At 66.1% G+C, this 14,127-nt stretch carries 7 protein-coding genes; 6 read left to right on the forward strand and 1 reads right to left on the reverse strand.

Going from position 1 to position 14,127, the window contains the following annotated elements; translation table 11 throughout:
- Positions 1–16: 16 nt before the first annotated feature.
- The 6 genes from ACX27O_RS25570 (at position 17) to ACX27O_RS25595 (ending at position 8,175) form a co-directional block, all read left to right on the forward strand.
- Positions 17–1,435, forward strand: a complete 1,419-nt coding sequence (locus tag ACX27O_RS25570; protein ID WP_458940206.1) for a hypothetical protein — start codon at positions 17–19, stop codon at positions 1,433–1,435.
- Positions 1,410–4,163: a phospholipase D-like domain-containing protein gene (locus ACX27O_RS25575; RefSeq protein WP_458940207.1), complete on the forward strand. Its 2,754-nt coding sequence runs from the start codon at positions 1,410–1,412 to the stop codon at positions 4,161–4,163. The genes ACX27O_RS25570 and ACX27O_RS25575 overlap by 26 nt, the downstream gene beginning before the upstream one ends.
- A 246-nt stretch (positions 4,164–4,409) precedes the next feature.
- The gene (locus ACX27O_RS25580; RefSeq protein ID WP_458940208.1) at positions 4,410–4,811 is read left to right on the forward strand and encodes a hypothetical protein; all 402 of its coding nucleotides are present in this window, start codon (positions 4,410–4,412) and stop codon (positions 4,809–4,811) included.
- Between the two features lie 1,062 nt (positions 4,812–5,873).
- On the forward strand, positions 5,874–6,524 hold the full coding sequence (locus ACX27O_RS25585) for a hypothetical protein (protein ID WP_279517613.1): 651 nt from the start codon (positions 5,874–5,876) through the stop codon (positions 6,522–6,524).
- Positions 6,525–6,627: 103 nt separating this feature from the next.
- The gene (locus ACX27O_RS25590; RefSeq protein WP_279517614.1) at positions 6,628–7,308 is read left to right on the forward strand and encodes a hypothetical protein; all 681 of its coding nucleotides are present in this window, start codon (positions 6,628–6,630) and stop codon (positions 7,306–7,308) included.
- Positions 7,309–7,710: 402 nt separating this feature from the next.
- The gene (locus ACX27O_RS25595) at positions 7,711–8,175 is read left to right on the forward strand and encodes a hypothetical protein (RefSeq protein WP_279517615.1); all 465 of its coding nucleotides are present in this window, start codon (positions 7,711–7,713) and stop codon (positions 8,173–8,175) included.
- Between the two features lie 1,344 nt (positions 8,176–9,519).
- Here the strand turns inward: ACX27O_RS25595 and ACX27O_RS25600 are convergent.
- Positions 9,520–13,923 (reverse strand): LamG-like jellyroll fold domain-containing protein, encoded by a 4,404-nt coding sequence (locus ACX27O_RS25600; RefSeq protein WP_279517616.1) that lies wholly within the window; start codon positions 13,921–13,923, stop codon positions 9,520–9,522.
- Positions 13,924–14,127 lie beyond the last annotated feature (204 nt).

Genomic DNA, 14,127 nt, shown 5'->3' on the forward strand with positions numbered 1-14,127 from the left:
CCGGTTTCCGCTGTCGGTGGAGCGGTTCACCATGAACGTTGTAGATCGGCTTGTCCCCGGGGTCACAACGGTTACTCTCAACGCCCGCTACTACGCGCTTCACGGCCTGATCTCCGCGGAGGCGCAGAGGCGGGGCCTGGCCCGCGGCGCGGCACAGAGTCTGTTGCGCCGGGCTGAGGTCGTCGTTGGGGCGGTGTCGGCGCGTCACTACCGCGGCGCTGGCTCCGCGCACGAGGCGCTGTCCCGACCACATGGATATGACGAGATCCTGAGGCGGGCGTCCGACGGCGGTGTGGATGTGGCGGAATTGGCCGCGCCGGGTGTCTACGCCAAACCGAATTGGGGTTTTTGGCCGGCGTACCGGGGCTCCGAGGTTTTGCTCCGAATCGTGACCAGAGCCGACGACATCGGTCCCGGTGACCAGATGGATACCGGCGCTGTCGCTCAAGGGCTCGGCGACGTGCTCGACCTGGTCAGCAGGCGGACGCTCGACGACGCGACGCTCGACGCCTACGAGTCGTTGTGCGTCTGCCATTCGGCCACTAGCGCGGACGGCGCTTGGCTCGCCCGACTATTCGCCGTCCCGGAGGCCGAGACGCCCGCGACGCGGGCCGGTGTCCGCCGGCAGACACTGCGCATGATCGCGCGCGTCATTCAGCTGACGGAGGTCCGCCGGGTAACCCGGGACGTGTCCCGGTTTCTGGCATTCGAGCCGGAGGCGATGAGCGACCCGGTGTTGTCCGCATTGGAGCTGTCCGACGAGTGGCGGGGCCTGATCCTGCGCAACTACTCCGTCACGGCGTGGCGGAGCCTCTGGGCGTGGCTTGTCAACGGCATCCAAGGGATCACGCCCCGCGCGGAGCTGGCCGCGCATCTCGCGGACCTGCTACCCGACAGCACGGTGGGAGCGTTCCGGGATGGGCTGCCACCAACCACGGACAGCGCGGGACAGCCGGTGCCCGCCGAGCACGATCGGGGGCTGATGGGTCTGAACATTCCCGTGCGCGACCTCAGCGTGCTGGCCCTCGGCGCTCGCCGTGTGCGTGAGCTGGTCGGTCGGCAGCTGCACGGCTTCGAGGGACACGTGGTGCAGGATCGCTACGAGGAACTGGCGCCGCGGTGGTTGGCCGACCAGCTTGACCGATGGCACGACAGGCCGCTACGCGACTTTGCCCGATGGCTCACCGACACGATGGTCGACCGGTCCCAGCGACTGGCGCTGGCCAAGTCCCGCCTCGATCCCCGAAAGGGCATTCTCAAGATTCCCACTCGGGTGCATCTACGCGATGACCTGCTGTTCCGCGACTCCGACGAGACCGCGGGTTCCGCCTCTCTGCGGTGGGACCAGCTGGCCGGCATCCTCGCCGGCATGGGCCTGCTCGCCCGCACCGACGAGGTATGGGAGATCGGTGGCCGGGGAGACCTCATTGCTTGACCAGCCCGCCGACGTCACCGTCGGCGACTACCAGAACGCCGGCGACGTTGTCACAGTGCCGTCGCCTCTGCCGTACATCTTCGCCGAGGAGAAACACGCCGACCGGCAGGCCCGGGAGGCCCTGTTCTGCACCTTCAACGCGGACCTCGGCTTCTTCGAGCGTGCCGTGCTCGGCGTCACCCAGTCGACCGGCGCCCGCGTCACGGTCGTCGGCGATTTACGCATGTCCAACCCGGACCCGCGCGCCGCCCGAAACGCCGGCACCCGCTACGTACACGGACTCGCCGCCACCCCCACCGGGAGCGCATTCCACCCCAAGCTCACCGTCATAGTGGGGCCCGCGCGGGCGCTGGTTTCCGTCGGCTCGGGCAACCTCACGGTCGGCGGCTGGCACCTCAACGCCGAAACCTGGACGATCGCCGCCGCAGATCGCAACAGATGCCCGCAGCTGGTCCTCGACGCGGCCGAATGGCTGCGCAGCGTCGCCCGGCTGTGCGCGATCAGCCCGCCCGCCGCCGCCGCGATGGGTCGCACCGCCGCCGCCCTCGAAGCGTTCAACGACGGCCAGGTCGTCGACACTGGCCACCGCCTGGTGCACACCTCCGAGGCTCCCATCATCGACCAGCTGCCGGCCACGCCCGTGGAGTGCCTGCGGCTGTACGCGCCATTCCACGACGAGCGCGCCGAGGCCATCCAGGAGCTTCTGCTGCGGCTGACCCCGGCACGCGTCACGCTGGCCGTGCAGTCCGGTCACCGGACCGTCGTGCAACCCGAGGCGATAGCCCGCGTCATCGACGATTTCGGCATCGACCTCGAGGTGGTGGAGGACCGGCACCGCTCCTACCGCCACGGCAAGATCGTCGAGGCCATCGGCGACGACGGCGCCTGCTGGACGCTCACCGGCAGCCCCAACCTGTCCTCGGTAGCTCTGCTCAAGTCCGTCGCCGACGGCGGCAACGTCGAGCTCGGTGTCCTCACCCAGCCCTCCGCATCGCTGTTTCCCGGCGGCGTGCCGATCCGCCTCGACGAGGTGCCCGCCGTGCGGATCAGCGCGACCAACCACGTCGACAAGGCCACCGGAGCCACGCTTCTCGCGGCGACCCGCGCTGCCGACGGATTGCACGTCACGTTCGCCCGCCCCACGCCCTGCCCGGTACGGGTCGAGGCCTCCGCACACACCGACTTCGACACCTGGGCCGACGTCGGCGCCGTTCCCGAAGGCGCCGTCCACCACGTCATCGCCGGCGTCGACCTGCCCGGTGGATCCCGGGTACGGACGGTGTGGACCGAGTACGGCGTCACGCGCGACGGGAACCTGGTATTCGTAACCGATCCCGCACGCACGATGCTCCGCCTGGGCGACGAGCCACGCGGAAGGGCCCAGGGACCGATCGAGCTCCTCGCCGACGCGCGCCTGGCCGAACGGTGGCTCCACGGCGTCCGCCAACTCGCCGCCGCGCGCGCCAGCATCACCCTGCCCGCAGTGGGTGGAACCGGCGGCCCCGCCGGCGAGTCGGAGACCTCCACCGGCACGCCGAAGCTCGACACCGATCCCGAGGACTGGCTGCGCTACAGCGACGACGCGAAGAGCCGGCTCGGGGCGGCAATGTTCCACTTCTCCCTCGGCGGGTTCGCGGCCCTCTCCGCCGCCACCACGACCTACGGCAGCGATCTGCTCCAGCCAACCGACTTGCTCAGCGACGAACGCGCCGCCGGACTCGACGAAGACGACGCGAATACCGTTAACGACGACATCGACCCCTCAACCGGGGAGAACGCCGAGGCTGACAGCCCTGGCAGCGCGCACGGCGAGAGCGACCCAGACGACGACACCGATGAGCGAGCGCTGCGCGAGCTGCGCCGCATCGGCCACGCCCTAACCCGTACCGTTCGCGACGACCTCGCCCACCTGCCCGCGGTCGACCGTATGGCTGTCGGGACGCTCGTGCTCGTCGGCGTCGAGCTGGGCGCCTGGGAGACGCCGTACGGCGAACACGGATGGATCAGCGTGCTCGCCGGGGTGGTGGCGACGCTCGACCTGGACGATATACCACCGGCCATCGAGGCCAACGTCGCGAGCGTGGCTGCAGTCGCTCTCTACCTCATCCGGGATCACCTACCCACGACGGGCCGCCCCGCCGAGTACCTACGCTACGAGGCAGCTGCTCACCGAGCCGCTCATCTCGTGGTCGCCGCCGACGCCATTCTGGTGGCCGACCACGCGGAGGCCATCAGCAACAGCCGCGGCTTCCCCATTGACCCAGACGACGTCATGCGCACTGTGGCGATGATCGTCGATGACGACCCGATCGCAACCGCAATCGACGTACTGGAGGATCGCCGGCCGGCCTGGCGGGTAAGCCGGCACGCCGACACCGCACTCCACGTCGGCGGCACCTTCACCAACCCGTTCCCCGCCGCGGCCGACGCCCTCGACGCCATCGACGGTGCCGACGTCGCTGCCGTTTGGGCCACCAGCGCCAACGGCAGATGGGCTATCGCCGCTCGAGCCGCTGACGACCTAATACGGGTCGAGCAGCGCAACGGAGCGGTGCAATGGTGGCATTACCGGCTCACTGTGCTCGGCGACGCCACCCGCATCGCCCGGGACAACGAATTTGCCAGCCGCGTGCGCATCCACCATGGCCCGCTCAACAGCCCCTTCCCTGAAGCGCTGGCCCTGCTCGCCAACGCCGGCATCGATGTTGCGGCGGGACCACCCGAGTAAGGCGATCGTGGGGCCGCCGGTCCCAGTGAGAGGCCAACGCCGGCCCGCGTTGTCAGAGGGCGGCAGACCCTATCCGTCGGTCAGCCGCGGGCTTGCAGGTCGGCCCGTGCGCTCAGCCGAGTTGAGTGCGTTCGGCCAGCGATGAGTATCGTTCAATAATGGGCGAAGACCTGTGGCGCTGATGCCCAAGGGAAGTTGGCAGGCACCACCCGGTTCTCGCGTGGTCCAGATCCGGCGATAAGGTCCGTGACCATGGTCGATGATCAACACCTGCTTCGCGTCCGCCCGTACTACTGGGGTGCCCTCTACCTCAGCGATGCCGCTTGCGAGACGGACTTTGATATCGACTTCCACAACGATGAAGGTCCGGTGCTCTCCACCGCCTCCCACGTTTCCGTTCTGGTGGTTCATGCCGCCACGGTTGATGAAGGGGAGGCAGACGTCACCCTCGATGTGCGGGTGACACCTCAGCGGGTTGACGGCTTGCCGCATGAGGTCGCCTTCCAACTTCCTTCGGGAAGGCTGTACATCGGCGATGCCGACGAGAGCGACGAGGTTGCAGTGCATCCGGGGCAATGGTTGCTGCAGTTCGACGTGGACGACGAAGCGGAGGCGCGGCATGTCAGGTTGGTGATGTCACCGCTATGACCATGTGCTGGCGGATCTGATCGCACGGATTTGCCGCTGATAAGGCGCGGCATTCCTGAGCACGTCCGGTTGACGACCGGGCCGTGGGAGCGGGGCGGGAGCGACCGAGCCTAAACGGTCGCTGGCCGGCGTCGGCGTTAGCCAGTCCTGCTCCGGCAAACGGGCCACGATCTCTAACGAAGGACCTGCAGGACAGTCCGTCTCAGCCTGGCCGCGCCAGCCGCGTGAGCCCTGGTTCGGGGAGCGGGTTGGGAGCAGCGGGGTGCCCTGAACGGCCTTGAACTGCGCCCAACAGCGTCGAACGGCGCTCAACTGCACCCATCCCTGCCTGCGGCTCCACGTTTCCGCAGGTCAGAGTCGGTGCGGCGTCCTGGTGGATACCGAAGTGGTCAGGTTCGTTGCTTCCCGCCTGGCTGGTGCCAGCTCTCGTCTTGGAGCCCTCCGGCAGGGCGACCCTCCACCGTGCAGCTGCGTGGTCGCCAGTCGCTCGACGAGCGGCGCGCCTGGGATTAGCGGTGTGCTACGCCGCAGGCCGCCGCGTGGGAGCAACTGCGCTGGACGCGAACGGTCGGCCGGTACTGCCGCGTGATGATTGCCGCCGAGCAGCCGGACGCCAAGGCGGCGACCGGACTTCGAGATCAAGATGTGTCGTGTAACAGTCAGCTTCACCGTGCGACGTCGACGAGCATGGCGAACGCGCATCTGCGGAACCAGTCAGCCAAGGGGGAGACCGAGGGCTAATACGCCTGCCCGGTCATAAACAGCCCGACTGCGCAAGTGATCTGTGAGCTCGATCACCGTGACCAAAGTCGATGCAAGCTGCAGAGTGACAAATTCGAACTACTCAACGTAAGACGGAGCTGCGTTATTGGTCCGAGTTCTGCCGAGATAAACCGATCACAGCTACCGTCCGCATCCAGCTATGTCCGATAGGTGCGATCCTGCAGAAGGTGTGCCTTGATCCCTCTTGGTGACTGCCTTACCGTGGGGAAATCGGGCGGTGACGATGCGCCTACATCGTCACCGCCCTCCGTCCTCACTCATGCCTAAGGGAGGTCACCTATGAGGACAGGTGCAAGGTTACTGCTGTCGGCGCTACTGGTGCTATCGGGCGTCTTGGTGGTTCCTACCGCCGCCGCTGCGAACATCTCAGAGCCGGCGGCTCCGATGCCCGCCACGTCGAGGGTTGACGAGGAGACGGGCAACGCCAAGAAGTCCATCCGGGTAGTCACCCCTAAGAAAAAGGGCGAGATCGCTCGCTTCTCGGTCAGCAATTCCCGCCTTCTCCAGGATCCACCGCTCGGTGGCTGTGACTACAGCGATGTAACCGGCACGATCAATGCCACTTACCTCGATGGAGTCTTGGCAACCACTGAGTCAGATTGGAGCGCCAAGGTATTGTGCTACACCACCGCGCCGGGTCAGTCGATGGCCGGCATCAGTGTGGACTCCACCTGGTGGCACAACGGAGTGAACATCGCCAACGGCAACACGTTCACGTGCACCAACTGCAACCTGGCGAACTCCACCGGCGCTGACATCTGCGCTGGCGTCACCTGTGCCGGAAGCTACTTCGCAGGCTCCCTGGTGACGCTCACACTGCCGGCGGGCTGGCAGTGGACGGGGGTTCCGTCCGATTGCCTGGCTCTATCACCGCAGGCCATTACTTGCTCGGCAGTCAGCAGTGTCGTCACGGTGCCGGCATCGAACTGATCCACCTGCACATACCCTTTCCGCCAGTCGAGCCGATGCTGCTCGGCTGGCGGGAGCAGGTAGCCTAGAGCCGGAAATCTGCGTCAATGCAGGGGGCGGACACATGGACAGACACGAAATCCTTACCGGGTTGATTCGGCAATACTTCGATGCGATGGGAAGCCCGGCCAGTGATGACCTGCTGAACCGTCTTGGAGCGAGCGGAACTGAGGGCTTCGCTCTCGGCCTGGTGGCCGCGTCCGCTCTGCCGCCAGGGGAGCTTAGCCAAGCGCGCGCTGGCCTAGAACCTTTGCTTGAAGATCTCGATTGGCTGGAGCGGCGTCGCGCAACCGCAGCCCGGCCCGAGATTGCCCCGGCGATCCCGGTTAACCGCGCGCTGGAAGGCCACGAGCAGTCTCGCCCTCCTCGCTCCAACGCCACTGAAATACCGATGTTGTTGCACGTTCAATCATTGGCTGGTGAACGGCTCGTCATTGACGATAAGCCCGCCGTGCTTGTCAGCCTGGAGGTCTGGTCCTCGTCCATGAGATTGCGGCTGGCCTACCCGAGCCCGCACCTTCCGGCAGCAGACATATTGCGGAGCCACCGCCCTTGGCGGGCCTGGGACGACACAGGAACACAGTACCGTGAGCGAGGAAGCGAGTCGTCTGACGCTCAGGGGTTTCTCGTGGAGTCCCGAGTGTTCGACGCTCCGCCACCTGCCGAGGCCACGCTCCTGTCTGTCGCAGCCGAACACGCAGCAGGAAACAACCAGTTCACCATTCCGCTCCGCCGGATTGCGTAGCTGAAACATCGCACCCGGCATCCTCGTAGCCGCGCGGCGGAAGGTGCCGGCATCCTGCTCCGTTTTGAGGATCTTTAGCAGCAGCGATGCACGGGCACCGGTCGCCGCAGCGGTGTGGCCGGTGCCGGTTGGTGCGTCCGGAGCTGACCGGGATGGCGGCGGCTCTGTAGAGCCGGGCGAACGGTGCTTCGGAGCGGAGCCGGTTGGGTCGTCGCCTGCCGTGACGAGCAATTGCCCGGCGGTGTAGACGCCGACGCCGGGCAGCGCGGACGAAATCCGGGGCGGTGGCGGTGACCAGGCCGACAGTTCGGTTTCCAGGTCGTCGATCTCGGCTTGTAGGGCCTGCCAGCGGTGGGCGACGGGGTATCTGCTGTCGTATCCCCGTGGTGTGGAGTGCGTGCCATGGGTGTGCTGTACGACTACTTTCGGGCCAAGGTCGACGCTGCGGCTGTCAGGTTGATGAAGGATTTCGAGGGCGGACCGTTGGCTGTCAGCCTCGGCGGCATAGCTGTGGATGTGGTTGATCTGAAGGGCATCGAGCCGACCGTGATCCTCGGCAAGCTTGTGAGCCTCGTTCGACAGGTCGACTGGGATGTGAGCCTGGTCGACCTTGAGTTGTTGTGGAGCGGGGACGAGCAGGACGGGCCGTGGTTGATGTCGCTGGACCGGGCCGCGCGGGACACCCTCGCCTCTATCAGCAATGCCCAGGTGCGGGAGTTGTCGGCGCGATGGGGGCGGATTAAGGAGCTGGCGTGGAGTGGGCCACTGTCTGACGACGAGATGCTGCCTGTGATCGAGAAGGTTGCCGCGCTCGCTCAGCGCGCCCGAGACGCCGGCGAGGATCTGTATTGCTGGTGCTGCCTGTGAGGGGGCGGTGCCGGGCCCGGATAGGGGGAGCAGACTGGGAGCAGCAGGGTGCCCTGAACGGCCTTGAACTGCGTCCAACGGCGCCGAACGGCCCTCAACTGCATCTACCACTGCCTCCCGCTCCACGTTTCCCCAGGTCAGAGCGGGTGCAGCGTCCTGTTTCCCGCGGAGTGCTCTGCGCTTCTGCGTAGCTGTCGACAGCGCTCTATGTCGCCTGTTAGGGGAGTGTGCGCAGGTCAAGGCGGTAAGGAGTCGTTGGTTGGCCTGGCCTTGCAGCTGGGAGCAGATTGGGTGCGGGTTGGCGAAGTGGTCACCGCGCCCGAAGTGCTCACCGATGCCGGACGGAGACGAGGTGCTTTGACCTGCGGTGATGGAGGTCGAGCGGTGCGGCGTGACCTCCCAGTAGAGGTCGAAGTGGTCAGGCGTTGTTGTTCCCGGGAGGGCTGGCGTCGGCCGGCGTCCCGGTTTCGCCTAAGGTCGCGTCGGTGGGCGTGCTGCAGATCGATGTGGAGCGTTGCGGGGGAGCATGCTGGAGTCCGCCGCTGCTCTGACCAGGCACTTCAAGCTGGTGAACTCTTCGGCGAATCCGAAGGCGTCAGCGCTGGCACCGCTGCGGAGGCGGTAGGGGCGGCGGCCGCTCATCTGGGCTTGTGCGGAGCCAGCCGTTAGGGGGTGTTAGCTTACGGCTCCCTTGATCAGGAGAAGTGAGACTTCTAATGCATGACTCTCAGGCCGCCCTCGGTCCCTCTGTTGGTTCGAAACCGCGGCGTCGGTGGATCGGTTTGGCGGCGGCGTCGGTTGTTCTGCTCGCTCTGATGGGTGGCGCCGCGTTTTACTGGCAGCTAGCCGGCCGTGGGGATGAAGACCCGGGGGTGACGGGATGCCGGTCGGCGGGGATGTTGGTTCGCGCCGAGAACGGGCAGATAGCGCCCGCTGATGAGCTGCGGCGATTGGGTGAGCTGTTCGAACGCTCGGCTCACGAGGACGTGAAGTCTGCGGGCGTGACGGCGGTGGGAATGGTGCAGCGTGTGCAAGACCCCCGCAGTACGGGTCCGGGAGGGGACTTCCTTCGCGCCCAGTTGGGTCAAGCCATTCCGGCGATGATCGCTGCCTGCGGTAACCACCAGGTCGCCGTGAAGGCATAGCACGGGTCGGTATCAATTGCCTCTGAGCGGTGGCGTCGGTCCAATGCAGGGCCTTGCGCAAGCATCGATCAGGAAGGGCAGTGGGATTCGCGGGGTTTCTTCTCGCGACGTGAGTGGCGTGGTGCCTCTGCACTCACTCGTTGATCTGAATGTGGGGTGGGGCCGGGCACCGCGGTGCCCGGCCCCACCCCACGGTGGTTCACCAGTCGCTAGCGATCTGTGCGCGGGTGCTCAGCAGGCCGTTGGCGGCACCGGGGTACATCCAGAGGACCCCGGTCGAGTTCTCCCTGGCGATGACGTCCGGCTTGCCGTCGCGGTTGAAGTCGGTGAGCCCGAATGAGGTGTAGCCACCCCAGCCGATCCCCGCCTGCGTTACGGTGCCAGCCGGAAAGTCGTAGAGCCGCAGGATGCCGGTGCTCGTCAGTCGGGTGTATACGTCTGGTGTGGCGTCACCGATGACGTTGGCGATACCGAACGTTGTGAAGTCCGTCGTCCATCCTTCGCCGATCGCTAGCCTGGTCGCCTTGCCGCCCTTCAGGTCGCCGGGGTAGTTCCACATCTCACCGGTCGAGCTCACGGTGATGACGTCTTGGTATCCGTCTCTGTTCCAGTCGACGACGCCGAAGGGGCGGTAGCTGCACCAGCCGGTGCCGAGGAACGTTGGCTGAGGGCTGAGGTCATCGGCTGTGCCGAGGAAGGCTTGAAGGTTGCAGGAGGTGTTGTCTCGAACCACTAGGTCTTGGTATCCGTCGTGGTCCATGTCCGCGATGCCGAACATGGTGAACTGGCTCCACCCCGTGGATATGAGGCGGGGGGTGGGGTTCAGTTGCGTGTTTTGCTTGCGATACCTCCACAGGTTCCCACTGGTGTCGGCGGCATAGACATCGGTCTCGGCCGTACCAGTGCCGGGCGGCGTCCACATGGTCGCCCCGAACGGCGTGAGAGACCCGGTCTTGGTGGTGTTGCTCGCCCCTACCTGCGTGGCTGTGAGCGCTCGTTTCCACACCTGGAGGTTGCTGATTTTTCCCGCGTAGAAGGCGGTGGGTGCAGCCTGGTACTTGTACCGACCCACCACGAACTTTCCGGTGCTCGGCCAGGTCGGCGTCGCGGTGAACAGGGCGGTGCCCTTCAGCACGCCGTTGACGAAGAGGGAAAGCGTCCGGGTTTCGGCGTTGTAAGTGGCGACCAGGTGCGTCCAGACGCCCAGTGCAGTGCCGGCTGGGGTTACGACCTGCGCGTAGGACCAGCCGCTGTCAGCGTTGCCCATGCCGAAGCGCCAGGTGTTGTCGGCCTCGTTGTTCCAAAGAAGAAAGCGTGACGCGCTTGCTCCATCCTCGGACGCGATGACTCCTCCGGCCGCGGTTGGCTTCACCCAGGCCGAGAGGCTGAACGACTTTGTCGTATCGATCAGGAGCTCGCTTCGTGACAGCTCACCCTTGAGACCGGTGTTCGGGGCCGCTGTTGCGGGGTCCATGTTCAGCATGAGGCTTGGGCTGAACATGTCCCCGCTGCGCCATTGCGCGCCACTGGTGGTGGCGGTGAGGGTCTTGCCGCCGGTGGAGTCGACAGCGCTCGTGGCGGCTCCGTCGCTGCCGTTGGCGGTGCCGTCGTTAAATAGCCAGGTGTGTTGTGAGGTGATCAGCGATTGGGCCGGCTGGGCCTCGATGGGGTTAGGGCTGGTCGTCGGACGCACGAGCCAGGATGTGGCGGTTCCGCTGGCGCCGACGGCCCACAGATCCGGATTGGTGTCGCTGTTGATGTTGGCGGCTCGCAGGGTCAGATTCGCTGCCTTGTTCCAGTTCACGGTAGCGAGGGTGCGGGTGCTGTAGGTGAGTTGGGCGGTGTCGAAGTCGAAGCTGAGGTTGGTCCAAAGGTGCAACCCGCCGGTGGTGCGGTTCCAGAGAAACATGGTGGTGCCGGTAGCGGTTTGGGCGGTGGCGAGTGTCCAGTTGTTCCAGTCGGTGCCACCGGTAGGGGTCAGCGCGGTGGTACGGGTGGCTTGTTGGTAGCCGCCGGGATACCCGGTCGGGTAGTAGGTGAGGTAGTAACCGCTGGTGCTGTTGCCGCTGGTGCCGATGAGGTCCGGGTATGGGGAGTCGACGTGTCGGGTGTCGCCCGCGTTGACGATCTGGATGGGCGAGGTACCGGCTTCGTCGAGGAGTGACTCGCGCTGGATCAGGGCTTGTTGGTCGCCACCTCCCTCCGGCTGAATCACGGAGCCGTCACCGTTGGCGTGCAGCATGACCCCGTTACCCGCAGTGGGGTGGTAGACCAGGATGTCCTGCAGACCGGTGCCAAAGAAGTGACCGGAAAGCACCTGGGAGCCGTCGTAGTCGGCGGCGGTGCTTTCAGTGGCGACGCCGGTGCCCTCTGCGCCGATATTGGTGATGTTCGGGTTGACGCCGAGCCCTCCGTTGTTCTCGGCGAGCCAGAGCCCTGACGACAGGTTGTTGGTCGCTCCTGGGGTGATCAGGTCCGCCTTGCCGTCGCCGGTCATGTCGCCGTCGGGGGCGGCTGCGGCCGGGTCGGCATTGAACATTTTCAGCGCGGTGTCGCCGGCGTTGCCGCCAGCGGAGATGCCGGTAACGACGAGGGTGTTGGTGTATCGGGTGGGCTTAAGCGTGATTGAGGCGTTGCCGGCCGACGCGGCGATGATGATTGGTGGGGCGCTGTTCAGCTGGTAGCTGTAGCTGGTGGGGGTGCTGCCGCTGCTCGGCGCGGTGACCGCGAAGGTGACTGGTTGGCCGACGACGATAGGAGCGTCGGGGGAAGACAGTTCGACCTCGGGCTTGCCGGTGCGAGTGGGGTCGAACGTGAACTTGCAGGTGACCGACCAATCGCTTGGAGTGCGGAAGTCGGTGGCCTGGACCCTCCAGGAAAAGCTGGTCACCACGCCCGTGCCGGGAACCGTGTAGCCCGCGTACTTCCGCAACTCGCTCTGCGGAATGACGAGGACGGCGGTGCTGCCGGAGGAGGCGGTGAGCTTGCTGGGGTCTGATGTGGCGACGCTCGCGCCGTCGCTGGTGCGGGTGACCTTGAAGCTGACGCCGAGAACGCCACCGTTGCGGTCGGAGACCGGCGCGTACAGCGACACCGAGGAATCGCCGACCACCGTTGGTGTTGCCGCTGTGCATGAGGTTGTCGGGGAGGTCTTCAGGCCGGTTGGCGTGTTGGGCTTGTGGTTGTAGAGGATCTCCAACGTGGGACTGTTTTCCTGGAACTCCTTCCAACTCTTGGCGTCGCTGGCCTCATTGGCGGCCTTCATCCAGAGCGTTCTCGTTCCCCTCTTGTCCGCCACGTCCCGTTCTACCTGTGCTTTGACATCGAAGGAGACCGGTAGGGCCTCGCATCCGCTGTATCCGTAGGCGAAGCTCTTGCTAGCCGCGAGCGGGCCGTTGCTTTGGTCGTCCCAGAAGTTCCAGGTCGCGTTTCCCGCGCTGAGCGTCGTGGCTGGGGCGTAGACGTTGACCGTCTTCGCCGTGCAGTTCCACGACCGGGTGTTCGTGATCTTGAAAGTCGCGGAGCTGATTTCGGCGTTGGCGAGTGTGGCGTGCGGGATGGCGAAGTTGATGAGTGTGTTGGAACGTTGCTCTCCGGAGTTGCCGACCTGCATCCGGTTGTACGGGTCGGGCGTGTTCATCCAGTAGTTCGATGATGGGTGCTGGTAGGAGATGCTGGCCCACCCGCCGCGGCCGGATCCCGTGGGCGTCCAGTTGAATGTGGGGTCGATATAGACGGGGTAGACGGTCTTCGTGTCGGTGAGGAGCCTCCGGTCCGGGGTGAGTTCAAGTTTTCCGGTGCTGATCTTCACCTTGATCGGAGCAGTTCGGGCGGTGCGTCCCGGAGTGATGGGGGACGAGGTCGCCGCGCCGCGGGCGGCGGTGCCACCGGTGGCGTCGGCGGAGGAGTCCCACATGATCGGGGCGGGAGCGGTGATGACGGGCATACCGGATCGGTCTCGGCCGGCGATGTTGCCGTCCGCGTCGGCGGAGAGGGCGAACCCGGTGGCCTCGGTACTCATGGCAAGGGTGGTGAGCTGCGGGTTTGCCGCCGCCTCCGGGGTATGCACCACGAAGACGTGAGAGAAGGCGCCGTCCTGGCCCACGGTGACGTTCAGGTCGACGTCGGGAAGCACGCCCGGGTAGGTGGCCGTGGCCCCGGACAGGGTGGGGGTGGGGAGTGGTAGCGGTGCGCCAAAGGTCAGCGCGCGGTCGCCGGAAATCATCTCCGCCAGAGGTTCCGTGCCCCCTGGGGACAGACGGACCTCGTTGGTGGTCAGCGTGGAGGTGATGCTGCCGTCGGCGTGCCGGACGAGCGTTGGATTCAGCGCCTCCCACTTGCCGTCGACCCAGCTTCGGGTCGGCCCGGCGGACTGGGTCAGCTGGATTTGGCCATCAGGCCGAGCGGTGACGACGGATGTCGACGTGCCAGACGCGGTTGCCTCGACTGGCTGGCCGGTGCGTCGAGCCTCAGCTACCGCCTGGTCAATGCCCAGCGACGGGGGAGCGGAGCGTTGCGCCGACTGGGCGCTCGCTGGCTTGGCCACGGCGGGTGCAGGGTTGTGGCAGTTGACGGCGGCGGTAAGGAACAGGCTTGCCGCCACCGCGGATGCTGCTACTCGCGTCCGTTGTAGAGGACGGTTTCCGGGCATGAAGAGGTGTCTCCCCGTGGGTCAGAGGGCGTGCCGGTGCACGCTCAGTGGCGGGCACAGTGAAGCAGCCAGGTCGGCATGCGGGAACGCCGTGCGTCGGACCGGGGTGTCCCTTTAGGGGACTCTTCGGCAGGTCTGACCAACCCCAGACGATCT

Source organism: Micromonospora sp. SD19 (assembly GCF_054462275.1).

Excerpts from the sequence above, each read along its gene's own strand:
- ACX27O_RS25585 (WP_279517613.1), top strand. The coding sequence starts at position 5,874 with ATGAGGACAGGTGCAAGGTTACTGCTGTCGGCGCTACTGGTGCTATCG.
- ACX27O_RS25590 (WP_279517614.1), top strand. The coding sequence starts at position 6,628 with ATGGACAGACACGAAATCCTTACCGGGTTGATTCGGCAATACTTCGAT.
- ACX27O_RS25595 (WP_279517615.1), top strand. The coding sequence starts at position 7,711 with ATGGGTGTGCTGTACGACTACTTTCGGGCCAAGGTCGACGCTGCGGCT.